Source organism: Micromonospora phytophila (genome assembly GCF_023656545.1).
GTDB lineage: Bacteria > Actinomycetota > Actinomycetes > Mycobacteriales > Micromonosporaceae > Micromonospora > Micromonospora phytophila.
The window spans coordinates 76,751-82,750 of the sequence record NZ_JAMOKF010000004.1; the positions used below are offsets into that span (position 1 = coordinate 76,751).

Below are 6,000 nucleotides of genomic sequence, written 5' to 3' on the forward strand. Positions count from 1 at the left end.
GAGCGTGAGCGCGAGGGTCGGTCGCAGACCGTGCGCCTCGCTGATCGCCGCCTCGGTCTCCGCGATCGGGAGCCCGGCCCGGAAGTCACGGGTGCGGATCCGCTCGTGGCAGGTGTATTCGAGGGCGTCGCGGATGAGGTTGCAGACGACCGGGCGGCGGACCTCGTCGGCCAGGTCGTCTTCTCGGCTGGATGATGACGAGGCGGGCTTTGGCGAGGAGTTCCAGGCCCATGTAACGGCGTCCTTCGGTCCACTCGTCGGTCTGCTCGGCCAGGACGTCGCTGGCGCTGTCGACGCGCATGCCGGGGCTACCTACGGCGATCATGCCGTCGGCGGCGAGGCCGTTGCCGGTGCTGGCCGCTTCGCCGAGTACGTCGAGCCGTAGCTGTGCCCGACCACGGTCAGGTGGGATGGGCTGGGGTCGTGTGCGGCGCGCAGCCCGTCGACGAACCCGTCGAGGGCCCGTGCGCCTGCCTCCGACTTGCCACCGAACGGTGCGGTGACGATGTCGGTGTCGACCGACGGGGTGTCGTAGCCGAGCCACGCCACGACTGCCACCGGCGGACCGGTCGGATCAAGCTTCATCGCGGTGTCCTGCAGGAGACTCGCCCGGTTGATCAGACCGCGGACGCCGTCGAGCTCGGTCCCCACCCCTGGCACCAGGAACGCAGTGTTCCCGGCGGTGTCCGGATTGCCGAGGGCGACGCCGCCCTCCCGTCACCGCTCGGATCAACGGACAGCAGGTACAGGCGCTTGTCCGACGAGGTGTTCTCCGCGCCCTCGAGCTTGTCCAGCAGCATCAGCGCCGTCGCGTGCTGCGGGGTGTCCAGGTCGCGCTGGTGGTTGGCGCCTTCCTCAGCCCGCGCTTCAGGTCCGGCGCGAACTTACTCACGTCGCCGACGATCTCGATGTACGCACGCCCCAGCGCCTCGCCCCCAGCGTAGGCCAGCTTCGGCGGTCCCAATCACCCACTGCGGCCGTGCATCCGGCCGCTAGCGACCAAGACGATCCCTTGACGTTGCATGCGCAGCGGCCCACGATCAGCGGACGGGCAACAACATGCAACTATCGCTAGGAGGCAGGGGCATGCGGTTAACGTTCTTGGGCAAGGAGTCGACGGGCGGGCAATCCCCCACGCTGTACGCCACGGACCGAGACAGCTACGTCGTGCAGGGCTGGAAGGTTGCCGATCCCGCGACCCTCGCCCTAGAGACAGACCAGGAGACAGTCGTTGAGGTGCCCGCCCCACTGATGCGCCACTTGGCCAAGAACGGTCTCGACGGAGAAGTGACCCGGATCGAGGAGCCCATCATCGATGTCACCACGGGAGGCAACTACCTCATCCAGGGCGCGCGGGTAACCGACGAGGCCGCTCTCGCCCTCATGGACATCCCGAGTCACGAAACCTGTGTCGAGGTTCCGGCTCGCCAAATGCAGAACCTGGTGGCCAGCAGTCGATGAAACCCATCACCAGTGCCGAGTTTCGGTCGATGTTCCGCCCCGGCATCCTTGCGTGGCATTTGGAGCTGCGTGACACGTACCACGTCGAAGACGAGGACGTTCCGTTTGACTTGTGGCTGCGCGGCATACCGGACGACTTCGCATGGCGGAAGGACTGGCTGTCCTTCATGAGCGAGGTGACGTCGGCAGGGACTCAGGTTCAGCGGCTGCGCATCGTGACGGAGCCCCTGTCGGACTACATGCGCTGGGCGATGGAGCTGGACCCGGGCAACATCGAGGCCGGCGAGGAAGTCAGGTACCTTCCGCGTGCGCAGGTAGCCGAACACACCCTGCCCGCCGAGGACTGCTGGCTTTTCGATGACCACCTGCTCGTCCTCAGCCTGTTCAAGCCGGATGGGCGTGGTGCCGGCTACGCCGCAGAGGACGATCCAGAGCAGCTGAACCTGTACCGGGCAACCCGTGACGACCTGTGGCCGCGTGCGGTTCCGTACGCCGAGTACCGACCTGCAACGACGTGAGCACACCTGCCCGTCAGGCCCGGGAAGCGCTGGGGGTCAGGCTCAAGGACATCCGGCAGGACGCCGGCCTGACGGGCAGAGCGCTTGCCGCAGGCGCCGGTTGGCACTACACGAAGGTCTCCAAACTGGAGCACGGCGTCATCAACGCCTCCGAGGAGGACGTATGCACGTGGTGCCGGCTTTGCGGGGCCGACGACCAGGCGGCGGACCTCGTCGCGGTCGTGCGCTCCATCGACACCATGTTCGTCGAGTGGCGGCGGCTGCTCAGGTCCGGCACGCGGGCGCGGCAACGGGAAAGCGTCCGCTTCGAGGCTGACACCAAGCTGTTTCGCGCATTCGAGCCGCAGGTCATCCCGGGACTCCTGCAAACAGCCGAGTACGCCGCCGCCATCCTCAGCGCGTTCATCCACTTTCACAATCTGCCGGACGACGTGGAAGAAGGCGTCGCCGCGCGAATGGAGCGTCAGAGCATCCTCTACCGGGGCGACCACCGGTTCCACATGGTGCTCTGCCAGGCCGCTTTGACTCTGGGCGTCGCGCCTCCCGACGTACTCGCCGGTCAACTGGACCGGCTGCTCGCCCTTTCGACCCTCCCCCGCGTTCACCTGGGTGTCATTCCCACCCGCGCAGCACACGGCTTTCTCCCCATGCACGGGTTCTGGATCCTCGACGCGAAGACCGTCCTCGTCGAAACCATCTCCGCAGAACACAAGCTGACCCAGCCCCGGGACATCGCCGTCTACAGTCGGGCCTTCGAACGGCTCGCCGGGTCAGCCGCCTACGGCCGGGAGGCGCGGGCCCTCATCACGGGGGCGCTCCGGGATCTCGACGACAGCGCGGGTTGATGCAACATCGTGCAACATCCTCGCACGCCATCGGCGACCGCCCATACGGTCACTGGTGGGCGTGATGCACAGTGACCACTCGATCACTGATGAGCGCCCGGGTTCAGAGAAGGCTGGGGGCTACTCGTGGTCGTTCTATCTACCGGTCGGCGCAATACACACAGCGGCAGGTCCGGCGCCGCCTCGGCAGGCCGCTCGGGCTCCCCTCCATATCGGCAGCAGCTCGTGGTCCCGCCCCCGCCGCCCGGCGAGGTCGTCCCCAGCAACGGCTACCTTGTCCTCAGCCCCAACGAGAGGCTGACCCTTGCCGGGCACATGCTCGCCACGCACCAGCCCGACGGCCCTGTCGTCCGCGTCGGCTTCGCCTGGCCATTCATCGCCGTCAACGACCGCCGCTGCACCTGGTGCCGTAACGCCTGGCCGTGCAGCGCCGCTAGCTGGGCGGAGCAGGTCCAGGTCGACGCCTACGGCTGGGCGCTGTGACCGCCCCCGCGAGGCACCGCCGCTGGTCCCGATGGCTGCACCGCCGCTCCACCCCGGACCGCCGGGCGTCGGTACCCGAAGCCGACGCCCGGCCCCCCACCCCGGCCGCCCCGCCCTCCTGGAACGGGCCGACCGTCATCCTCTCCACCGCGGTGCTGACCACGCCCGCGCAGCGGTGGCGCGGCAACGGGGGGCGGCCGTGAACGCCGCCCGCCCCAGCCTGATCTCCGGCGGCTCCCTGTGCGGCCGGGCCGCCGCCTGGAGCCGGCGACACATGGCCGCCAGCACCGACCCGTACCTGCTGCGCACCCTGCTGTGGTGCGGCCGGTGCGACGTGCCCATGCACCCACACCCGCACCCGCACTGCGGCGAGCGCACCTACAAATGCCCGCTCGGCTGCCGGAAGGTCCCCCTCTCCGCCGAGGCCATCGAGGCGGTCACCTGGACCGCCGCCGAGCGCCGGGCCACCCTCTCCGGCATCGCCCCGCCGTTCCGCAAGTCGGTGCTGGAGCAGCTGCTGGTCAAGGTGATCCTCCGCGCCAACGCTCCCGACGACCTGCGCTACATCTGGCGCACGTAGACCCGCCCGCCGCGACGGGAGCGGCCGGCAAGCAACGGAAGGAGCACCACCGTGGACATGCAGCAGCGGCCGATCGGCCAGTGGTTCAAGTCCAGCAAGTCCGGCCCCAACTGCGACAACTGCGTCGAGGTCCAGTTCCTCGGCGGCGGCAACGTCGAGCTGCGCAACAGCCGCGACCCGCAGGGCCCGACCCGGGTCTTCGACGCGGGCGAGTGGGACGCCTTCATCGCCAGCGCGAAGGCGGGCGAGTTCGACCTGCCCGCGCACGCCCGCTGACCCGGGGCCGGCCCCAGCGTCGTGGCCGGCCCCCGCACGACCCCGCCGGTCGCCGCTGTCCGCGCAGCGGCGGCCGGCGGGCCTCATTCCCGGCCCGCGCCCGTCACCCCGGGCCGCTACCGTAGAGCCGCTGTCCCCCGACAGACGATCACTGCTGCCGGGAGGACAACCAGTGGACATCATCAGCCGCGCCGAATGGGGCGCCCGCGCCCCCGAATCCCGAGACACCGTGCCCTGGTCGAAGCGGACCGTCTTGATGGGGCACTACTCCGCCGCGTCGGCGACGCAGACCCCCCGCCAGATCCAGGACTACCACATGCGGGTCCGGGGCTGGTCGGACGTGGGCTACAACTTCCTCATCAACTCGATCACCGGCCACATCTACGAGGGCCGCGGGTGGACGACGTTGGGTTCGCACTGCGCCGGCCACAACACCGAGGCCATCGGCGTCTGCATCATCGGCAAGGACCAGGCCGGCCGCCAGGACGTCTCCGACGCCGCCCGCCGCGCCTTCAAGTGGCTCTACGACGAGGCCAACGACCGCAAGGGCCGGCGGCTCACGCTCCTCGGCCACCGCGACCGCGGGAACACCTCCTGCCCCGGCGACGAGATCTACGCCTGGCTCAAGGCGGGCCTGCCCCTCGTCGGCTCGTCGACGCCGCAGCCGAAGCCGAAGCCGCCAACCGCCGGTCGCCCCGCCCCCGGCACGCCGATCGCCTTCCCCTTGCCCGCCGGCTGGTACTTCGGCCCGGCGTCCGGCCCCGACTACTCCGTGTCCGGCCTGCACGAGCGCTACTTCCGGGGCCGCACCGACCGGGCCTGGCTGCGCGAGTGGGCCACCCAACTGTCCCGCCGGGGCTGGTCGGTCGGCAAGGGCATGCGGTGGCTCGGCGGCGCCGGCAACGACGGCATCTACGGCCCCGAGTACCGCGCGCTCGCCGAAGCGTTCCAGCGCGACCAGCGCCTGCACGTCGACGGGCTGATCGGCCGCAACACCTGGAACGCCGCCTACCGCAACCCGGTGCGGTGAGCGCCCTGCCGATCCCGTGAGGGGGCAGCGTGTGGCTGGCAGGGCAGATCATCCGTGCTGCCGGCGGGGACGTCTCCGGCCTCACCGTGGCCGTCGGGGCGCTGGCGGTGCTGGCGACGCTGGCCACCGCGCTGCTGGGACTGCTCGGCACGCGCCGCACCGCCGACGTGCAGCGGGAAGCCAACTTCGACAGGCGGGTCGACGACCGGCTGACCCGGCTGGAGGAGCGCAACCAGTTCCTGGAGTCGGAGGTGGCCCGCTACCGGGAGATGTACGCCCGGCTGCGGCTGGACGTCTTCGCCGCCGGCCTCGACCCCGACGCGCTCAGCGGGAGGCCCGGTGACCACGCCCAGAACCGATGACACCCGGCGGCTCGCGAGGGTGGCCGACGACCCGGTGGTGGCGCACGACCGCCGCAGGCTGGGACGACTCCTCGCGCTGTACGCGCTGCTGCCGCTGATCTGCGCGACGGCGGCCACGGTCGTCGCCTACGACCTGGCCAGCGGGCGCATGGATCGGCGGGTGCAGGCCCTGGAGGCCGACCAGGCCGGACGGCGGGCGGCCGAGGCCAGCGCCAACCGGCAGCGGGACGCCCGGCTGGAGCAGACCCAGAAGGACCTGTGCGTGGTGCTCGACCGCCTGACCGCCAGGGACAAGCCGGTGCAGGACATGCGCCGGCGGTACGGCTGCACCGCCCCCGACCCGGCCCCGTCGACGGGCGCACCGGGCCGGGCCGGGCCCCGGCCGACCTCAAGTACGTCCCGCCCGGCCCCAGCCCCCGGCCCGGCCCGCCCGGGCGGCCCCAGC

At 70.8% G+C, this 6,000-nt stretch carries 10 protein-coding genes and 1 pseudogene; 10 read left to right on the plus strand and 1 reads right to left on the minus strand.

The genetic code is table 11. The features are described 5' to 3' along the window. Positions 1–190 precede the first annotated feature (190 nt). Positions 191–660: pseudogene (locus NCC78_RS01600) on the minus strand (hypothetical protein); the annotation flags it as partial. Positions 661–1,086: 426 nt separating this feature from the next. Here NCC78_RS01600 and NCC78_RS01605 point away from each other — a divergent pair. The 10 genes from NCC78_RS01605 to NCC78_RS01650 all read left to right on the plus strand — a co-directional run. After that, positions 1,087–1,461 (plus strand): hypothetical protein, encoded by a 375-nt coding sequence (locus NCC78_RS01605; RefSeq protein ID WP_250791247.1) that lies wholly within the window; start codon positions 1,087–1,089, stop codon positions 1,459–1,461. Next, on the plus strand, positions 1,458–1,979 hold the full coding sequence (locus tag NCC78_RS01610; RefSeq protein WP_250791248.1) for a DUF6879 family protein: 522 nt from the start codon (positions 1,458–1,460) through the stop codon (positions 1,977–1,979). The genes NCC78_RS01605 and NCC78_RS01610 overlap by 4 nt, the downstream gene beginning before the upstream one ends. Then, positions 1,976–2,824, plus strand: coding sequence for a helix-turn-helix domain-containing protein (locus tag NCC78_RS01615; RefSeq protein WP_250791249.1), 849 nt, complete (start codon positions 1,976–1,978; stop codon positions 2,822–2,824). Before NCC78_RS01610 ends, NCC78_RS01615 begins: the two co-directional genes overlap by 4 nt. Positions 2,825–3,049: 225 nt before the next feature. Continuing rightward, the gene (locus NCC78_RS01620; RefSeq protein ID WP_250791257.1) at positions 3,050–3,307 is read left to right on the plus strand and encodes a hypothetical protein; all 258 of its coding nucleotides are present in this window, start codon (positions 3,050–3,052) and stop codon (positions 3,305–3,307) included. Continuing rightward, positions 3,304–3,510, plus strand: a complete 207-nt coding sequence (locus NCC78_RS01625) for a hypothetical protein (protein WP_250791258.1) — start codon at positions 3,304–3,306, stop codon at positions 3,508–3,510. The genes NCC78_RS01620 and NCC78_RS01625 overlap by 4 nt, the downstream gene beginning before the upstream one ends. Continuing rightward, positions 3,507–3,887, plus strand: a complete 381-nt coding sequence (locus tag NCC78_RS01630; RefSeq protein WP_250791259.1) for a hypothetical protein — start codon at positions 3,507–3,509, stop codon at positions 3,885–3,887. The genes NCC78_RS01625 and NCC78_RS01630 overlap by 4 nt, the downstream gene beginning before the upstream one ends. Before the next feature lie 57 nt (positions 3,888–3,944). Next, complete coding sequence (locus tag NCC78_RS01635) at positions 3,945–4,163, plus strand: DUF397 domain-containing protein (protein WP_250791256.1); 219 nt, start codon at positions 3,945–3,947, stop codon at positions 4,161–4,163. Positions 4,164–4,335: 172 nt separating this feature from the next. After that, positions 4,336–5,193: a peptidoglycan recognition protein family protein gene (locus tag NCC78_RS01640; protein ID WP_250791250.1), complete on the plus strand. Its 858-nt coding sequence runs from the start codon at positions 4,336–4,338 to the stop codon at positions 5,191–5,193. Between the two features lie 29 nt (positions 5,194–5,222). Beyond that, the gene (locus NCC78_RS01645; RefSeq protein WP_250791251.1) at positions 5,223–5,555 is read left to right on the plus strand and encodes a hypothetical protein; all 333 of its coding nucleotides are present in this window, start codon (positions 5,223–5,225) and stop codon (positions 5,553–5,555) included. Further along, on the plus strand, positions 5,533–6,000 hold a 468-nt coding region (locus NCC78_RS01650), incomplete at its 3' end, for a hypothetical protein (protein WP_250791252.1). The genes NCC78_RS01645 and NCC78_RS01650, both read left to right, overlap by 23 nt.

Bases quoted from the DNA above. Each gene is read 5' to 3' on its own strand.
- NCC78_RS01605 (WP_250791247.1), top strand. From the start codon at position 1,087: ATGCGGTTAACGTTCTTGGGCAAGGAGTCGACGGGCGGGCAATCCCCC.
- NCC78_RS01610 (WP_250791248.1), top strand. From the start codon at position 1,458: ATGAAACCCATCACCAGTGCCGAGTTTCGGTCGATGTTCCGCCCCGGC.
- NCC78_RS01635 (WP_250791256.1), top strand. From the start codon at position 3,945: ATGCAGCAGCGGCCGATCGGCCAGTGGTTCAAGTCCAGCAAGTCCGGC.